The sequence below is a fragment of the Paenibacillus sp. TCA20 genome, from assembly GCF_000732325.1.
GTDB lineage: Bacteria > Bacillota > Bacilli > Paenibacillales > Paenibacillaceae > Paenibacillus > Paenibacillus urinalis.
Genome location: NZ_BBIW01000005.1, coordinates 292,752 through 306,804, shown reverse-complemented (window position 1 = coordinate 306,804; position 14,053 = coordinate 292,752). Strand labels below are relative to the sequence as shown.

Below are 14,053 nucleotides of genomic sequence, written 5' to 3'. Positions count from 1 at the left end.
CCTTTCGTAAAGCCGCTGATTCAGCGGCTTTTTTGTTGCATCGTGGTGTACGCCTTTGAACGAATGAAATATTTGTAAGAAACTATCGAAATACCATATTTACGCGCTTCCATAATTATGTTATTCTGTTAGTGTTACAACTATATTTTGTTTGTTTAATTGTTAGGGGGAGGAGGAAAATATTGCAACTGAAAGTTATATTAAAGGTTGTTAAATGAATCACTTGTTAAAACAAAATATGATAAACGGAGGATTCGTTATGCTTGCACAAATGAAGAAATTTGGCGTTCTCAGCTTAGCTCTTGTATTACTAGTGACCGTTGTCCTTACAGGTTGGAGCACACGCGCATCCGCAGCTAACTTCAGGTCTTTGTCAGCTTCGCAAATTGTACCTGAGATGGGTGCGGGTTGGAATTTAGGCAATCAGCTTGAAGCAACAGTAAACGGCACCCCGAATGAGACCGCTTGGGGCAATCCAGTCATTACACCGCAGCTGATTCAAAAGGTAAAGGCTGCCGGTTTCAAAACCATTCGAATCCCTGTATCGTATCTTAATCATATTGGAAGCGCTCCCAACTATACAATCAACGAAGCTTGGTTGAACCGAATCAAAACGGTGGTTGACTATGCTTACAACGAAGGCATGTATGTCATTATTAATATTCATGGGGATGGATACAATTCCGTACCTGGCGGATGGCTGTTGGTGAATGGAAGTAATCAAGCTGCCATTAAGGAAAAATACCAAAAGGTTTGGCAGCAAATTGCTACTAAATTCAGCAGCTATAATGAGCGTCTTATTTTTGAATCAATGAACGAAGTATTTGATGGTACTTACGGCAATCCGAATGCAGCATATTACGCAAATCTGAACGCCTACAATCAAATCTTTGTGGATACGGTCCGCAAGACCGGAGGCAATAACAATGCCAGATGGCTCTTGATTCCAGGCTGGAATACCAACATTGATTACACGGTAGGTAATTATGGCTTCGTTCTTCCGACGGATAATTTCAGATCTTCCGCTATTCCAAGCTCGGAGAAGAGAATCATGATCTCGGCGCACTATTACTCTCCATGGGATTTTGCAGGTGAGGAATCCGGCAATATTACACAGTGGGGTGCAACGGCAACGAATCCTTCTAAGAAATCCACTTGGGGACAAGAGGACTATCTGGAATCGCAAATCAAAGCGATGCATGATAAGTTTGTAACCCAAGGCTATCCGGTTGTCATTGGTGAATTCGGCTCTATCGATAAAACGGCGTATGATTCTACTAATAACGTTTACCGTCAAGCTTTTGCCAAAGCGGTAGCAGCAACCTCTAAGAAATACAAATCGGTTCCGGTTTATTGGGACAATGGTCATAACGGACAGCATGGATTTGCTCTGTTTAACCGCTCGAATAATACCGTTACCCAGCAAGGCATCATTAATGCCATCATGCAAGGTATGCAATAATTAAGCGATGCGTTTAATCGTACAAGCGGCGTGTTCCCGTAATAGGGGACAGGCCGTTTTTGGCTTTATACATTTACATACCTAGTCACGAGTCACTGCAACACAAAATTATATAGTTTATGTATTGATGATTTAATTCTGTTACTGCACTTGTATGGCTGATTATACTGCTTATGACCTAACAAACAAAGGAATAATGTGGGTTTGTATTCATTTGTTGAAATAGTATAACGTGGGATAAAAACAGTTGTATATTGCAAAAAACACGGAGTTTCTTCCAAAAAATCAATAAAATCGGTTTGACATTTCCAGAACATCCCTTTATCATGGAATCACGCTTAGTTTTCAGATACAGAATCTGGAAAGCGGGGGAACCAGTATTAATGGGGCGAATCACTTGAATTCGAGTGTAGGGTACCATCTTACCCGAGTCCGTCAGCTAACCTCGTCAGCAGTGGATGGGTCTTGTATACATAATGCATATCATCACAAAAGGCCCTTTTTAATTCTAAGGGGGCCTTTTTCTTCATTTTGACCCCTGCTGGCGGAGCTATGTCTTGTTCCCTGGATAGGCGGTCATTTTTTAATTTTACAAGGGGGGATCATGAGAAAAAACGAAAGAAACTCATAAAATGTCAGTTAGGTGAGTACAAGTAAATCAAAAGGACTTGTTTGGGGCTTGTTTTCATACTGACTCGTGACTTTTTGATGTTTAATATCCTAGTAAAAACATATATATACTAGGTTAATTTTGCTATGCCATTTATCAAGATTACAGAACGTGGAAAGGTTGTGGGATGTTTGAAGAAGGGCGTTATTCTTGTATTGTTAACTGTTTTGGTATTGTCATTGACAGCATGTGGGGAAAAAGGAAGCACCCTTGATCAAGCGATTGATCAGGGATATATCACGGTGGGATTTGCTAACGAGAAGCCTTACGCCTATAAAGACGAAAATGGAGAGCTAACGGGCGAAGCCGTCGAGATTGCAAAAGTTATCCTAGAAAGACTAGGTGTAAAAGAGATGAAGGGCGAGCTTACAGAGTTTGGTTCTTTAATCGCGGGTCTTCAAGCAGATCGTTTTGACATGATTACGGCAGGTATGTTTATTAATCCTAATCGCTGTTCAGCTGTATTATTTGCAGATCCGGAATACAGCATTGGGGAGTCGCTCGCGGTAAAACAAGGGAATCCCCTTAACCTAACCAGCTATGAAGATATTGCGGCAGATGATAATGCCAAAGTAGCAGTTATGACAGGAGCTGTAGAAATTGGTTATATGGAAGAGTCGGGAGTTCCTTCTGACCGTATTGTTCAGGTTCCCGATCAAGCCTCAGCTATTAGTGCTTTGCAAGCAGACAGAGTACAGGCGATCACCATGACAGGTCCGTCGCTTACCGCTATGCTGGAGTCCGCGAGCGATGATCAGATTGAACGTGTTGAAGGTTTCAAGCAGCCTGTCATTGATGGTGAGAGTGTCCGCGGGTATGGAGCGACAGCATTTCGTCAGGCGGATACGGAATTTCAAGAAGCATACAATGCTGAGCTTACAAAAATGAAGGAGTCGGGTGAGCTGTTAGAAATTTTGCAGGAATTTGGATTTACTGAAGAAGAGCTTCCAGGCGAAATGACAGCTGCAGCCCTATGCGGAGAATAACATGCCAAGTTCATGGCTTGATTTTCTCCCAACCCTGCTGAAAGGGGCAGAAATTACAATAACGGTCGCTTTCTTTTCAGCAATTCTGGCTCTAATCGTAGCCTTTGCGGCTGGGCTCTGCCGCTTGTCTAAACTATGGATCGTTCGCACTCTTACTACGATATACGTTGAGATATTTCGAGGAACTTCACTTCTTGTTCAGTTATTCTGGCTATATTTTGCACTTCCGTTCATCGGGATCGAGCTTCCAAAAATGTTGGCTGCCATCCTTGCTGTAGGACTTAATTATGGTGCATACGGATCAGAGATTGTTCGAAGTGCTGTACTCTCGGTACCGAAAGGACAATGGGAGGCAGCAACAGCATTAAATATGAAGCCTGGCCTGCGGTTGTGGAACGTTATTCTCCCCCAAGCCTCCATGCAGATGCTCCCTCCGTTCGGTAATCAGCTTGTGGAGCTCATCAAGTCGACTTCACTTGTATATTTCATTACGATGGCGGATTTGACATATCAGGCGATGGTTCTACGCAACAATTACATTTCCTGGACAACGGAGATCCTTATTCTGCTGCTCCTCATGTATTTTGTCATCACTACGCTCGTTTCAATGGGAGTCAGACAGCTAGAGCGTAAACTGACAGCGGGGAGGTTGTAAGCATGTGGGATTGGAATTATGTCGTTGAAATTTTGCCGGAACTGATTGGTGCTCTCCAAATGACGGTATGGATTACGCTTTGCGCCTTTGTCCTGGCACTAATTGTGGGGCTTCTCCTCGCCTTTGCTGCTCGAAGCAAATTCAAACCGATCTCGCTGATCACCAAAGGAATTATTGAATTTGTAAGAAACACACCATTACTGGTGCAGGTCTTCTTCCTATACTACAGCCTGCCGTTGATCACGAATTTATCCATTCCTGCGTTCTATGCAGGCGTAATCGGACTTGGCCTTCACTACAGCACTTATTTATCAGAAGTGTACAGATCAGGTATTGAAGCAGTGGATAAGGGGCAATGGGAAGCAGCGACTGCACTGAACTATACAAAGGCACAAACCTGGCGCACCATTATTTTACCTCAGGCGATTCCTCCCATTATCCCGGTATTGGGCAATTACTTAATTGTCATGTTTAAAGAAACACCGATTCTGAGTGCGATCACAGTAGTTGAGCTGATGCTGACAGCCAAAAACATCGTGTCCGAGTCGTTTCGGGCATTTGAACCTTATACACTTGTTGGCATATTGTTCTTGATCATTAGCTATGTTTCGTCTTTGCTGGTGCAGCAAGTAGAGAAAAGACTTAATCTGCAACGAGGAAAATAAAAAAGGAGGCTACATGTGTGAGCTCAGTCATTCTGAAAGGTACTGATTTAAGCACAGTACGAGGGGGTACGACAAATACCGAAATGAACCCGATCGTGAAATATAGCGGTGTAACCAAATCCTTCGGAGATGTGGAAGTGCTGAAGGGCATTGACCTGGAAATAAGACCTGGTGAAAAAGTGGCTGTCATTGGACCAAGTGGTTCAGGTAAAACCACATTGGGGCGAATGCTCATGACGCTTGAAGAGCCAACCCAAGGAACCATTGAGGTTGACGGCGAACTGCTATGGCACATGGAGGATAAAGGACGGATCATTCGGGCGAATGAAAAGCATCTTCACAAAATGCGCTGTAATGTCGGTATGATTTTTCAACATTTCAATCTGTTTCCACATATGAACGTACTTCGCAATGTAACAGAAGCTCCAAGAAAGGTGCTTGGTTTATCTAAAGCGGAGGCCGAGGAAAGAGCCATTTCTATGCTTGGTAAGGTAGGTCTTGCTGATAAGTTAAAGATGTACCCTGCAAGCTTGTCAGGTGGCCAAAAGCAGCGAGTGGCGATAGCAAGGGCACTAGTCATGCGGCCAAAAGTAATGGTATTTGACGAAGTTACCTCAGCTCTCGACCCCGAACTTGTAGGAGAAGTACTAGAGGTTATTCGTGAGATCGCGGAAGAAGGGGAGATGGCCATGATGCTCATCACTCATGAAATGGATTTCGCAAAGGATATTGCTGATCGGGTAATCTTCGGTGCAGAAGGAGTAATCGTTGAACAGGGAACACCGGAGGAAATTTTTGATCATCCTCAGAGTGAGCGTCTGCAAAGCTTTCTTGCACGATTCCGTTCTGGAGGAGAATCCAATTGAATTCTGATATTAATGGAAAGGAGGAGCAAGATGACTGTAAACACTCAAAAAGAAGTGACGTACCGACAGCCGGCAGCAGAAGATGGAAGCCGGATATGGGAATTAATTCGAGGAACGGGATCACTTGATCTGAATTCGCCGTATTGCTACATGATGCTCGGGGATTATTTCAAAGATACCTGTATTGTTGCAGAAGATGATGAAAATATAGTTGGTTTCATATCTGCCTTTCGCTCACCGAGAAATCCGGAAACCTTGTTTGTATGGCAGGTAGCTGTCGCTTCTTCTCATCGGAGACAAGGCATTGCCAAGTCTATGCTAACTAGATTGCTTAAACATAGGACGATGCAAGGAGTTCGATTCATTGAAGCTACTGTATCACCGAGCAACATGGCCTCTCGCCGGTTATTTCTAAGCTTTGCCGAAGAGAAGTCAATACCTAGCACGGTCACAGTGGGCTATGGAAAAGAACTGTTTCCAAACGAGTCAATTCATGAGGATGAGCCGCTTTTTGTTATAGGTCCTTTTTTTAATGACATTTAAACAGATGGAGGGAAACAATGGATAATCAAGTCATGGAGATGCCGAAGTTAACTGTGTTTAATGAAATGGAATCGGAAGTGAGGAGTTATTGCCGTAGTTTCCAAACCGTCTTTGATAAGGCAAAAAATTCGAGATTGTGGGATACACAGGGGAACGAGTATATCGATTTTTTCGCAGGGGCCGGTGCCCTGAATTACGGTCACAATAATGAAATAATTCGTAACAAGCTGATTGATTATATGATGCGTGATGGAGTTACCCATAGCCTTGATATGGCAACAGACGCGAAGGAACATTTCTTGACCCGTTTCAAGGAGGTGATTCTGAAGCCTAGAGAATGGGATCATAAAGTGATGTTTCCCGGTCCAACAGGAACCAACGCCGTTGAATCTGCCTTAAAGATTGCGCGCAAAGTGACTAAGAGATCCACGGTTCTATGTTTTACAAATGCATTTCACGGTATGTCACTCGGCTCCCTGTCTGTTACAGGAAATGCCTTTAAAAGGCAAGGTGCTGGAGTAGATCTGAACCACTCCATATTTATGCCGTACGATGGTTACTTCGGTTCAGGGGTAGATACAATTCGGTATATGGAGAAAATGCTTGATGATCCAGGGAGCGGCATACCACTTCCAGCTGCAATCATCGTTGAAGCCGTGCAGGGAGAGGGTGGTCTGAATGCTGCTAGTAGGGAATGGCTACGTAATCTTGAGCGGCTGTGCAAAAAGAAAGGAATTCTTCTGATCCTGGATGATATACAGATGGGATGCGGCAGAACAGGTACATTCTTCAGTTTTGATGACGCAGGGATCGAGCCTGATATTATCTGCCTTTCAAAATCCATTGGTGGATACGGCCTTCCAATGGCGCTAACCCTGATAAAACCAGAGATCGATATCTGGCAGCCTGGCGAGCATAATGGAACGTTTAGAGGTAATAATCTTGGATTCGTCGCAGCAGCGGAAGCTCTAAACTATTGGGAAACGAAGGACTTTCAGCTGGATATTGGGATTCGAGAACATCAGATTCGCAGTACATTAGAAAGTATCTCAATTCAGTACCCTGAGCTTATCGTTCAGTCCCGCGGCAGAGGCATGATTCAGGGGCTTGTTTTTGACAAGCCCGAACACGCTGGAAGATTATCAGAGATCGCATTTGAACATGGATTGATAATGGAAACATCAGGTCCTTACAGTGAGGTAGCAAAAATTATGCCTCCACTTACGATAGAGCTGGAATTCTTGGAAAAGGGACTTGAGATATTTAAGAACAGTATAGACCAATTAGCTAAAGAGGAGAGGTTAACATGATCGTTAAGCATTTAGAAGAAATTATTCATTCGAAGGATGACATTGATACACAAACTTGGAATTCAAGAAGATTGCTGTTGACGAAGGATGGCATGGGATTTTCACTGAATGATACGCTAATCAAAGCGGGAACAGAGACGTTAATTTGGTACAAAAACCATGTAGAAGCAGTGTATTGCATCGAAGGTGAAGGTGAGATCGAGGTAATAGGAGGAGAAACGTATCGGATCTCTCCAGGCATGATGTATGCTTTGGATGGTCATGAAAAGCATTATCTTAGAGCTCGCAGCCATATGCGAATGGTGTGTGTCTTTAATCCTCCGCTGACTGGAGCAGAAGTGCATGACGAAGAAGGAACGTATCCCCTGCTTTAAAAATTCATTCGAAGGAGATGTTATTGTCATGAACAAAAAATTATCTGCCTTACATGAAGAACAAAAAGACCTTTATCCTTCTAGAATCCACTTGGAGCCAAAAATTTTGAACAGAAAGGATCCAGTCCTCTATTCGGAATGGTCCACCCAAGCTCCTATTTCCAAGGAACAGTCAGACTTCTATGAGCGCAATGGCTATTTGTTTATAGAGAACTTTTTCGATGAAGATGAATTACAGCATTATCAGACTGAAGCCAGAAATTTGAAAGAACAAGTGAGCAATATCCAGGATGACAGAATTATTCGTGAGCCAGGTGGTGACGAGGTACGGTCTGTATTTGCCGTTCATAACAGCAATTCGGTATTCGTGAATCTCTCAAAGCATGCTAGAATAGTTGCGATCACAGACTATTTACTCGGAAGCAAGACCTATATACATCAATCTCGTATCAATTACAAGCCTGGTTTTACAGGGAAAGAATTCTATTGGCATTCCGACTTTGAAACCTGGCATGTGGAGGATGGAATGCCGCGTATGAGAGCATTAAGCTGCTCCTTTGCGTTGGAAGATAATTATCATTTCAATGGACCGCTTATGGTGGTTCCCGGTTCTCACAAACAATTTGTGGCATGTATCGGCCGTACTCCTGAAAATCATTTTAAAGATTCGTTAAGAAAACAAGAATATGGTGTTCCTGATCCAGATAGCTTGAGCCAAATGGTTAAGAAAAACGGGATAGATACACCTGTAGGTAAAGCTGGCTCTATACTCTTGTTCGATTGTAACATTATGCACGGATCGAACAGCAATATAACGCCTTACCCGCGAAGTAATATTTTCATGGTATATAATAGTGTTGAAAATAAGGTCGTAGAACCGTATTCAGGACAGGATCCAAGACCAGAATATATTGCTGCTCGTCAATCTATCTAAATTATATAGGTAGACAGGATTTCGGGCGAGGAATCAGGTATATCTATTCGTGGTAAGATCATATTCATATCATAGACTTTTCAATAATAATGGAGCGGTTGGCCTTACGGCAACGGCTCCATTTTTCATTAAATCTGATTAGCAAGTTAGTTGACTTCCAATTCATGAATCATTCAATATAAAAGTGATAGCGGTTACATATGGTTGTATAACTGAAAAAATGGAGGGGATTAAAGATTAGGAAAGGATGGAGGTCGTTAGGAAGAAATTATAAATTTAGCACGAAATTAATTATTGCAATATCCGTTGCCAATATCCTTATATCACTCATCACAGGCATAATTACTTATCGCATTCATTTGTCGTTGTTTAACGAAGAAATCAGTCGTCAGTATTATATGACAACAGAGCAAATTCTCGCTCAACTGGATTCAAGAGTCAACGAGATGTATCGGATAACGGATTACATCACCTTAAATCCGTCGGTCAGTCAGGAAGTCATGAAGCTGAACGAGCAATCCAGCTCCTACGAGCGGTTAAAACTCGAACAATTATTGGACAAGGAAATCTATCAAGTAAGACTGGATGCGCCAGAGATCATGGGGATTCGAATCTACGATCTTAAGGGGAACATTCTCAATCTAGGTTCATTCTCAGGCAGATTCAACAATTTCAACAGTTCTTATCTGAACGAAACACTGACAAGGCTAATTCCAACGGGTGGGGAGTATGTCTGGAGCAGAGCAGAAGAAAACGATTTTCATCAATTAAACACGGCAAATATGGTGGTAGCCGGCCGGCTGATGCGCACCATTGATCTGGATACCTATGGAACCATGCTCATTTTATTTAACAATTCGTTGTTTGAGTCGCATATGAAGGATCTACGTGTTCATGAGGATGCAGAAGCTTATCTATTTGATCAGGAAGGTCGGCTTCTATACTTGTTAAATGACAGAACCTATGCAGAGGAACCGAAACTCGGGGAATTTCCGTCACTAGGAAGTATCGTCCGTAAAGAGAATGGCACTTCCTATATGTATACTAGACAACAATCTGAACGAGTCGGGTTTACGCTTGTAAGCAAGGTTTCTCTTGCGCAAATTCAAAGTGAAAGCAAGGTGATACTGCAAGTAGCTGTAGTTTCTGCACTTGCGAGCTTTGTAAGCCTCAGTATCATCGTCATTGTCATCAGTCGTATTCTACTGCGTCCACTCGGTAACCTTGTGAGAGGAATGAGACATGTAAGAGCAGGTAAGTTCGATGCCCGTGTTCCAATTCAGAGTAAGGATGAGCTGGGCTACTTGGGAGAGAGCTTCAACAACATGACCAGCCAAATCGAGAATCTAATTTATGAAATGTACGAACGCAGAATTAATGAGAAAGAGGCTGAATTGAAGGCGATTCAAGCGCAGCTCAATCCTCATTTTTTATACAATACATTAGGGATGTTCTTCTGGAAATTCTATATGCTTGGAGATGAGAGGTCTGCTCGTCTCATTAACAACCTATCAGAAATGCTGCAATATTCGCTGGAACCTGTTCAGCAAATGACCACACTTCGGGATGAGATCCGTCAGATTCACAATTATGTGGAAATACAGAAAGAACGTTATCCTGATTCACTCACAGTTGATATGAATATGCCAGAAGAAATTATGGAATGCCGCGTGTTCAGGCTCCTCATCCAGCCCATTGTGGAGAATGCTTTCATTCATGCTTTTCGCGACAAAAAGACAGATCGCCGATTAGTGATATCAGGATATATTCAGTCTCATTCTGATGCTGCAGATCCGTCTCTTGTGATCGAGATTCGTGATAACGGCTGTGGAATGTCACAGGAGATGATTGACGGAATAATGATGGCCGCATCGGCTCCGCCGACGGACAAACGTAATCGCATTGGAACGGGAAGTATTATCAGGCGGGTTGAACTAGAGTTTGGTCCCCCATATGGAGTTGATTTCGAATCCGTAATTGGGCAAGGAACTTTGGTGCGTATAAAATTGCCCTATTTGCGATTGGAGCGTGAGGATCGTTGATTGGTAAATTGCTTGTCGTAGACGACGAAATTTGGTTTCGTGAAGGGCTTGTGCAATTGATATCAAGTAATCAACTAGGCTGGGAAGTGGTCGGAGAAGCATCAGATGGGGAAGAGGCAATGCTGTCGGTGGAATTAAACAAGCCGGATCTAATCATAACGGATATTAATATGCCGGTGATGGATGGACTACAGTTCATGGAGTGGCTGTCTCATATGCATCCGGATATTAAAGTGATCATTTTAACAGGTTATCGTGATTTTGAATATGCGCAGCGTGCACTCCGTTATGGAGCGGTGGAATTCCTATTAAAGCCGTTCTCGTTGGATGAAGCATACCGGGTGCTACGTCAAGCTTATGAGGAGCTCCGATTAAAGCAGCTGAATATAAGACTTATGAAACAGCAAAGGCAGATCGAGCTGTTCCGCTCAGCTTTGTTCGGCTTTCCTTGTGAGAGGGGAGTTAGGGAGGAGTGGATGCAGCATTGGAAGGGAGCGTCGTTCTACATCCTTCACATTGACAGCTATGATCTGCCCGGTAGAAATTATAATCCGGATGATATTGATCTTCTCTATTATGCTATAACAAATATTATACAGGAGCTGCAGCAGAGACACGCTGTCGAAGGGATTTATTTGCCGCTGCGCAAGGAAACGTTTGCGTTCTTATTCAAGCATGAGCCTGCAGTGGAAACTTACAGCGAAGCTGTCTTTGAGGCCGTGCGTCATTTTATGGGATTGGAGATAAGCTGGCTGAAGCTCGGAATATTAGATGGGTTTGATGATTTAGCAACCCAATTCACAACTTCCTTCAATCTACAAGGTGAAGGTGTATTAGAAGATTCAGCAGCAATGGATAGCTTCACTATGCTTAAGGAAGAAATTCTGTCTTTACTGATTACTAGTGATCTGTCGGCAGTCGAGCAGAGAATTATGGAGTACGTGGAACGAACAGTAACATCTGAACTGCAGATTTGTAAAATGAGGATGTACACACTGGTGTCAGTACTGTCCAGTATTTTGCTGTCAGATTTCAAGCATATTAGAGCGGAAGTAACAGGAGAAGACTTTAATCCTGCTCAAATCCTTGAATTTCGGACTGTGCAGGAGATCTTGCAATGGGCCAGAGAAAAAGGTGCAGACTTTCTGAGTATTTTTAAACAATGGTTAAACAGTCAACAGGATGATATCGTGTATCAAGCCAAGCAATATATCAAGAACCAATATTATAGTGACTGTTCTCTTCAGGCGGTTGCTGCGTATGTCCATGTAACACCTAATTATCTGAGTAATCTGTTCAAAAGAGAAACCGGAATTGGGCTTACCAACTACGTCAGCCAGCTGCGAATTGAAGAAGCTAAAGGATTGTTACAGTATACACGACTGAAGATGACGGAAATTGCCGAGCGAGTCGGATTTGATAATTCAAGTTATTTTACAGTCGTGTTTAAGCAGTTAACAGGTGTATCTCCTCGTTCTTATAGAAGGCAATATGAAGATTAAAGTTGTGGCAACTATTCTTGGAGCCGGCTGAATTAAGAATTCATTCAGTCGGCTGTTTTTTGTGCGAGAGTTACGCTTAGTGTGTAGAATTTCAATAATAATTCGTAAGATTTTAAATGTTTTGGCTATATGCAATTTGTAAAATTAAGGCATAAGCAATAAACGAAAAACTTGAAAGAGAGGAGTATCCGATGGAGATTAGGAACACGAGTTCAGCCATGTACCCCGAAGGCCCTAAAGTGAAGAGTAAATGGAGCGGCCCAAAATGGAAACGCTTTAAAACAAACATACCTCTGTTAATTATGTTTATACCTGTTATCTTGTTTTATCTTATATTCCGTTACGCGCCGATCGGCGGCCTAGTTATTGCGTTCAAAGACTATAACTTTTATGACGGAATCATAAACAGCCCTTGGGTTGGATTTCAATATTTTGAGCTATTGTTTCAGGATCCCCGAACTTTAGAGATCATCCGGAACACTTTGTTACTAAGCTTGCTAAGCCTCATTGTAGGCTTTCCTATTCCGATCCTTTTGGCCATTATGCTTAATGAAGTACGCAATATGTTCTTTAAGCGAACGGTCCAGACTATTGTTTATATGCCGCATTTCTTATCATGGGTAATCATTGCCATGCTGGTGTCGACGGCCTTTGCCATGGAGAATGGTCTGGTTAATCGAATTGTTGAGCAGTTCACCGGTGAAGCTTACCCATTCATGTATGAGAAATTCTCGTGGGTTGCTATTTTTGTCGGATCAGGAATATGGAAGGATATGGGCTTTAATGCCATTATCTTTTTGGCTGCGTTATCTACAATTAATCCAAACTTATATGAAGCAGCGGGAATGGATGGCGCAGGAAAGTTAAGACAGATCTGGCATATTACCCTGCCCGGCATTCGTCCAACGATTATATTGTTACTTATCCTATCGATGGGCAGGGTGATGGAAGTAGGCTTTGATCAGGTATTCATGCTTCAGAATTCAAATGTAAATCAGATTGCAGATGTAATAAGTACTTACATATATCGGGTCGGTTTACAGGGTGCACAGTTCAGTTTAACAACGGCAATGGGATTATTCGAGTCATTCGTTGCATTTATCCTGGTATTTACAGCCAACTATATCGCACGCAAATTTGATCAAGCTCTTTGGTAAGGAGGAAAGTAAATGCGGGATAGCAAGGGAGAAAAAATATTTTACTTCTTCAATTATGTATTACTTTCACTTATAGCAATAAGCTGCATCGTTCCACTTCTTAACGTGGTGGCCTTATCCCTTAGTGGAGCCGATGCGGTTGCAAGCGGCAGGGTGACATTATGGCCGATAGATTTCAGTTTCTCTTCCTTTAGTAGTTTATTTGCAGGTACTCCAATTCTTCAATCCTTCTGGAATAGCGTGCAAATTACATTGATTGGGACAGCGTTAAGTATGCTGGTTACAATCTTGGCGGCTTATCCCTTGTCCAGACGACAATTCTACAGCCGCCGATTTTTCACAATGGCCATGGTCTTTACAATGATTTTTAACGGGGGGCTTATTCCAACCTATCTCGTAGTGCAAAATCTAGGTCTCGTAAACAGCTATTGGTCATTGTGGCTGCCTGGCTTGGTGAGTACCTATAATATGCTGCTAATGCGATCTGCATTCGAGCAGCTGCCAGGGGAAGTAGATGAAGCTGCTAAGATGGATGGCTGCAGTGAGACAGGAATCTTATGGCGAATTGTCCTGCCTCTAACAAAGCCTATGCTGGCCACTTTAGCCCTGTTCTATGGAGTTGGATATTGGAATTCTTTCATGAGTGTCATGATCTATATCAATGATACAGACAAATACAACATGACGGTATTGGTTCAGAATATGATCAAATCTACGACCATGATTCAGGATTTCGCCGATCCGACAATGATGACCAGCATGACACCTGAGGGCATACGTTCTGCCGCCGTCATTGTAATGATTGTGCCCATACTAGCTGTCTATCCACTGCTTCAAAAGTATTTTGTAAAGGGTGTTATGCTCGGCTCAATAAAAGGTTAGCAAGC

At 42.7% G+C, this 14,053-nt stretch carries 13 protein-coding genes and 1 riboswitch; all 13 genes read left to right on the top strand.

The window, feature by feature from the left end:
- Positions 1-259 precede the first annotated feature (259 nt).
- Entirely contained in the window at positions 260-1,462 is a 1,203-nt protein-coding gene (locus TCA2_RS12375; protein WP_047911898.1) for a glycoside hydrolase family 5 protein, read from the top strand.
- A 325-nt stretch (positions 1,463-1,787) separates the two neighbouring features.
- Positions 1,788-1,929: riboswitch (cyclic di-AMP (ydaO/yuaA leader) on the top strand.
- Positions 1,930-2,218: 289 nt separating this feature from the next.
- Positions 2,219-3,118 (top strand): ectoine/hydroxyectoine ABC transporter substrate-binding protein EhuB, encoded by a 900-nt coding sequence (ehuB, locus tag TCA2_RS12370; RefSeq protein WP_052511953.1) that lies wholly within the window; start codon positions 2,219-2,221, stop codon positions 3,116-3,118.
- Between the two features lies 1 nt (position 3,119).
- Positions 3,120-3,773 carry an ectoine/hydroxyectoine ABC transporter permease subunit EhuC gene (gene ehuC, locus TCA2_RS12365; RefSeq protein ID WP_047911897.1) on the top strand — a complete coding sequence of 218 codons (654 nt, stop codon included), beginning with the start codon at positions 3,120-3,122 and terminating at the stop codon, positions 3,771-3,773.
- Between the two features lie 2 nt (positions 3,774-3,775).
- The gene (gene ehuD, locus TCA2_RS12360; protein ID WP_047911896.1) at positions 3,776-4,438 is read left to right on the top strand and encodes an ectoine/hydroxyectoine ABC transporter permease subunit EhuD; all 663 of its coding nucleotides are present in this window, start codon (positions 3,776-3,778) and stop codon (positions 4,436-4,438) included.
- A gap of 83 nt (positions 4,439-4,521) precedes the next feature.
- The gene (ehuA, locus tag TCA2_RS12355) at positions 4,522-5,304 is read left to right on the top strand and encodes an ectoine/hydroxyectoine ABC transporter ATP-binding protein EhuA (RefSeq protein WP_081872477.1); all 783 of its coding nucleotides are present in this window, start codon (positions 4,522-4,524) and stop codon (positions 5,302-5,304) included.
- Between the two features lie 30 nt (positions 5,305-5,334).
- Positions 5,335-5,847, top strand: a complete 513-nt coding sequence (ectA, locus tag TCA2_RS12350; RefSeq protein WP_047911895.1) for a diaminobutyrate acetyltransferase — start codon at positions 5,335-5,337, stop codon at positions 5,845-5,847.
- 17 nt (positions 5,848-5,864) lie between these two features.
- Complete coding sequence (gene ectB / locus TCA2_RS12345) at positions 5,865-7,157, top strand: diaminobutyrate--2-oxoglutarate transaminase (RefSeq protein WP_047911894.1); 1,293 nt, start codon at positions 5,865-5,867, stop codon at positions 7,155-7,157.
- Positions 7,154-7,531 carry an ectoine synthase gene (locus TCA2_RS12340; protein WP_047911893.1) on the top strand — a complete coding sequence of 126 codons (378 nt, stop codon included), beginning with the start codon at positions 7,154-7,156 and terminating at the stop codon, positions 7,529-7,531. The genes ectB and TCA2_RS12340 overlap by 4 nt, the downstream gene beginning before the upstream one ends.
- A gap of 28 nt (positions 7,532-7,559) precedes the next feature.
- Positions 7,560-8,465, top strand: coding sequence for an ectoine hydroxylase (thpD, locus tag TCA2_RS12335; protein WP_047911892.1), 906 nt, complete (start codon positions 7,560-7,562; stop codon positions 8,463-8,465).
- 446 nt (positions 8,466-8,911) lie between these two features.
- Positions 8,912-10,507, top strand: coding sequence for a sensor histidine kinase (locus tag TCA2_RS12330; RefSeq protein WP_047911891.1), 1,596 nt, complete (start codon positions 8,912-8,914; stop codon positions 10,505-10,507).
- Complete coding sequence (locus TCA2_RS12325) at positions 10,504-12,009, top strand: response regulator (protein WP_047911890.1); 1,506 nt, start codon at positions 10,504-10,506, stop codon at positions 12,007-12,009. Before TCA2_RS12330 ends, TCA2_RS12325 begins: the two co-directional genes overlap by 4 nt.
- A 218-nt stretch (positions 12,010-12,227) precedes the next feature.
- On the top strand, positions 12,228-13,166 hold the full coding sequence (locus tag TCA2_RS12320) for a sugar ABC transporter permease (protein ID WP_152557736.1): 939 nt from the start codon (positions 12,228-12,230) through the stop codon (positions 13,164-13,166).
- Positions 13,167-13,178: 12 nt separating this feature from the next.
- Positions 13,179-14,048, top strand: a complete 870-nt coding sequence (locus tag TCA2_RS12315; RefSeq protein ID WP_047911888.1) for a carbohydrate ABC transporter permease — start codon at positions 13,179-13,181, stop codon at positions 14,046-14,048.
- Positions 14,049-14,053 lie beyond the last annotated feature (5 nt).

Bases quoted from the DNA above. Each gene is read 5' to 3' on its own strand.
- TCA2_RS12340 (WP_047911893.1), top strand. From the start codon at position 7,154: ATGATCGTTAAGCATTTAGAAGAAATTATTCATTCGAAGGATGACATT.
- ectA (WP_047911895.1), top strand. From the start codon at position 5,335: ATGACTGTAAACACTCAAAAAGAAGTGACGTACCGACAGCCGGCAGCA.
- TCA2_RS12315 (WP_047911888.1), top strand. From the start codon at position 13,179: ATGCGGGATAGCAAGGGAGAAAAAATATTTTACTTCTTCAATTATGTA.
- ehuC (WP_047911897.1), top strand. From the start codon at position 3,120: ATGCCAAGTTCATGGCTTGATTTTCTCCCAACCCTGCTGAAAGGGGCA.
- TCA2_RS12320 (WP_152557736.1), top strand. From the start codon at position 12,228: ATGTACCCCGAAGGCCCTAAAGTGAAGAGTAAATGGAGCGGCCCAAAA.
- TCA2_RS12330 (WP_047911891.1), top strand. From the start codon at position 8,912: ATGTATCGGATAACGGATTACATCACCTTAAATCCGTCGGTCAGTCAG.
- ehuD (WP_047911896.1), top strand. From the start codon at position 3,776: ATGTGGGATTGGAATTATGTCGTTGAAATTTTGCCGGAACTGATTGGT.
- thpD (WP_047911892.1), top strand. From the start codon at position 7,560: ATGAACAAAAAATTATCTGCCTTACATGAAGAACAAAAAGACCTTTAT.
- ehuB (WP_052511953.1), top strand. From the start codon at position 2,219: ATGCCATTTATCAAGATTACAGAACGTGGAAAGGTTGTGGGATGTTTG.
- ectB (WP_047911894.1), top strand. From the start codon at position 5,865: ATGGATAATCAAGTCATGGAGATGCCGAAGTTAACTGTGTTTAATGAA.
- TCA2_RS12375 (WP_047911898.1), top strand. From the start codon at position 260: ATGCTTGCACAAATGAAGAAATTTGGCGTTCTCAGCTTAGCTCTTGTA.
- ehuA (WP_081872477.1), top strand. From the start codon at position 4,522: ATGAACCCGATCGTGAAATATAGCGGTGTAACCAAATCCTTCGGAGAT.